Source organism: Streptomyces sp. E2N166 (assembly GCF_003671715.1).
In the GTDB taxonomy this organism is placed as follows: domain Bacteria; phylum Actinomycetota; class Actinomycetes; order Streptomycetales; family Streptomycetaceae; genus Streptomyces; species Streptomyces thinghirensis.
Genome location: NZ_RAIF01000032.1, coordinates 457969 through 460840, shown reverse-complemented (window position 1 = coordinate 460840; position 2872 = coordinate 457969). Strand labels below are relative to the sequence as shown.

3 protein-coding genes and 1 pseudogene are annotated in these 2872 nt (G+C 71.3%); 3 read left to right on the top strand and 1 reads right to left on the bottom strand.

The features are described 5' to 3' along the window. Positions 1 to 10: 10 nt before the first annotated feature. The gene (locus EBH09_RS29205) at positions 11 to 652 is read right to left on the bottom strand and encodes a helix-turn-helix domain-containing protein (RefSeq protein ID WP_121749908.1); all 642 of its coding nucleotides are present in this window, start codon (positions 650 to 652) and stop codon (positions 11 to 13) included. An 88-nt stretch (positions 653 to 740) separates the two neighbouring features. Here EBH09_RS29205 and EBH09_RS29200 point away from each other — a divergent pair, with 88 nt between their 5' ends. The 3 genes and pseudogenes from EBH09_RS29200 to EBH09_RS39305 all read left to right on the top strand — a co-directional run. Then, a complete protein-coding gene (locus tag EBH09_RS29200; RefSeq protein WP_121749907.1) occupies positions 741 to 1949 on the top strand; it encodes a pyridoxal phosphate-dependent aminotransferase in 1209 nt (402 codons plus the stop codon). A gap of 10 nt (positions 1950 to 1959) precedes the next feature. Beyond that, on the top strand, positions 1960 to 2559 hold the full coding sequence (locus EBH09_RS29195) for a histidine phosphatase family protein (RefSeq protein WP_121749906.1): 600 nt from the start codon (positions 1960 to 1962) through the stop codon (positions 2557 to 2559). A 55-nt stretch (positions 2560 to 2614) separates the two neighbouring features. After that, a pseudogene (locus EBH09_RS39305) lies at positions 2615 to 2872 on the top strand (hypothetical protein); the annotation flags it as partial.

Here is a 2872-nt window from a genome sequence, read left to right as displayed (position 1 = left end):
TTCCGTCGTATCAGCCCTCCCGGAGCGCCTTGGCCGCCGTTCCGTCGCCGGTCACCGCGACGCGGCCGTCCCGCACGGCCTCCCGCAGGCCGAACTCGCCACGGCTGAGCGCGGCGCAGGTCTCCGCGTCCAGTACGAGCAGGGCGTCGGGCTCCCCCGGCGCGGACCCGTCCCCGTACACGGGGTCTTCCCCGCCCCCGCCCGCGTGGAGGTGGAAGTTCCCCTCCTCGAGCCGGACCTCGACGAGCCCCTCCTCCACCCCGGCCTCCCGCAGGGCCCGCCGCAGGGGGAGGGCGAACCAGTGCGCCCGCAGGGCGTCCGTCGGCCTCCGCTCCCCCAGCTCGCCGGCGCCCCACGCCCCCAGGGCCTCCAGCACCGGCAGCAACCCGCCTCCGCGAGCGGTCAGTTCATAGACGTACGCCGCTCCGGGCGGGGGCAGCCGGCGCCGGGTCGTCAGCCCGTCGCGCTCCATGTCCTTCAGCCGCGAGGCGAGTACGTCCGTGCTGACGCCGGGCAGATCGGCGTGCAGGTCGGTGTAGCGCCGCGGACCGGCCAGCAGCTCCCGGACGATCAGCAGGGTCCAGCGGTCGCCGACGGCGTCGAGCGCGCGGGCGGCGGAACAGTACTGGTCGTAGCTTCGGCGAGGTGACATGCGACGCAGTGTAGACAAGTTGTTGGACTTTCCAAGCGGCCACTTGGTAAAACCAAGCAACATCAGATACCGGAGGGGAAGCGCCGCAATGGAGTTCCGGCAGTCGAACAAACTCAGCGAGGTCTGCTACGAGATCCGCGGACCGGTCATCGAGCAGGCCAACGCGCTGGAGGAGGCGGGGCACAGCGTGCTGCGCCTGAACACCGGCAACCCTGCTCTCTTCGGTTTCGAGGCACCGGAGGAGATCCTCCAGGACATGATCCGCATGCTGCCGCGGGCGCACGGATACACCGACTCGCGCGGCATCCTCTCCGCCCGCCGGGCCGTCGCCCAGCGCTACCAGGCCCTCGGTCTGGAGGTCGACGTGGACGACGTCTTCCTCGGCAACGGCGTCTCGGAACTGGTCTCCATGGCCGTACAGGCCCTGCTGGAGGACGGCGACGAGATCCTGATCCCCGCCCCCGACTTCCCCCTCTGGACGGCGGTGACGACCCTCGCGGGCGGCAAGGCGGTCCACTACGTGTGCGACGAACAGGCGGAGTGGTACCCGGACCTGGCCGACATGGAGTCGAAGATCACCGACCGCACCAAGGCGGTCGTCGTCATCAATCCCAACAACCCCACCGGCGCCGTCTACCCCAAGGAGATCGTCGAGGGCATCCTCGACCTCGCCCGCCGGCACGGCCTGATGGTCTTCGCCGACGAGATCTACGACCAGATCCTGTACGACGACGCCGTGCACCACTCGGCCGCCGCGCTCGCCCCCGGCCTGGTGGTCCTGACCTTCTGCGGCCTGTCCAAGACCTACCGGGTGGCGGGCTTCCGCTCCGGCTGGCTGGTGGTCACGGGACCGCGGCAGCACGCGCGCGACTACCTGGAGGGCCTGACCATGCTGGCCTCCATGCGACTGTGCGCCAACGCGCCCGCCCAGTACGCCATCCAGGCGGCGCTCGGCGGCCGCCAGTCGATCCGCGAGCTGACGGCTCCGGGCGGGCGGCTGCGCGAACAGCGGGACGTGGCCTGGGAGAAGCTGAACGAGATCCCTGGTGTGTCGTGTGTGAAGCCGAAGGGCGCGCTGTACGCGTTCCCCCGTATCGACCCGAAGGTGCACAAGATCCACGACGACGAACGGTTCGTCCTGGACCTGCTGCTGCGGGAGAAGATCCAGGTGGTGCAGGGCACCGGCTTCAACTGGCCCTCCCCCGACCACTTCCGCATCCTGACCCTGCCCCACGCGGACGACCTGGAGGCCGCCATCGGGCGGATCGGACGGTTCCTGGGCGGATACCGGCAGTAGCCTGGGCGGCATGGGTGATCTCTTTCTGGTCCGGCACGGTGAGACCGAGTGGTCGCGGTCCGGGCGGCACACCGGGCTCACGGACGTGCCGCTGACCGAGAACGGGCGGGAGCAGGCCCGGAGTCTCGTACCGCTGATCCGGTCGCACCGGATCGGGGCCGCGTTCGTCAGCCCGTTCCAGCGGGCCCGGGAGACGGCGGAGCTGATCGGGCTGCACGGGGTGCGGATCGAACCGGATCTGCACGAGTGGGACTACGGCGGGTACGAGGGGATCACGACGGTCGAGATCCACCGGAGCCGGCCGGACTGGTTCCTGTTCACGGACGGGGTCACGCCCGGGCCGCCGGACCACCCCGGTGAGACTCCGGAGCAGGTCGGGGAGCGGGCCGACCGGGTGCTGGCCAAGGTGGAGGCCGCGTTCGCGAACACCGAGGGATGTGTGGTGCTGGTGGCGCACGGGCACTTCCTGCGGGTGCTGACCGCGCGGCACCTGGGGCTTCCGGCATCGGACGGCGCCCTGTTCCAGCTGGGCACGGGGACGCTGTGCAGGCTGGGTACCGAGCACGGGCGACCGGTGATCGCCGCGTGGAATGTCAGACCTCCGTCCTAGCCTTCTGAGGAGTCGCCGTCTCCACCGGCGTCACCGAAGAGGGAGGGAGGACGCCGTGGCACTGTCACCCACCGCCGCGCAGCGGCGTGTCATCGACGCCGCCGACCCCGCGACCGGGCGCCTGAAGGGGACGGAGGCGCAGCTCGCTGCGCTGGTGAAGCGGGGGCTCGCCTTCCGGCATCCGCGCCCGCCGCACGACCACTTCCTGACGCCGGCCGGGCATCGGATACGGGAGTCCCCGGCCGAGCCCCGGACACCGGCGACGACCGAGCCCGCGGCGCCGTCCGCCGCGCAGCCCGGCGGTGGGGTGTTC

Coding starts and splice junctions, on each gene's coding strand:
- EBH09_RS29200 (WP_121749907.1), top strand. CDS start 741: ATGGAGTTCCGGCAGTCGAACAAACTCAGCGAGGTCTGCTACGAGATC.
- EBH09_RS29205 (WP_121749908.1), bottom strand. CDS start 652: ATGTCACCTCGCCGAAGCTACGACCAGTACTGTTCCGCCGCCCGCGCG.
- EBH09_RS29195 (WP_121749906.1), top strand. CDS start 1,960: ATGGGTGATCTCTTTCTGGTCCGGCACGGTGAGACCGAGTGGTCGCGG.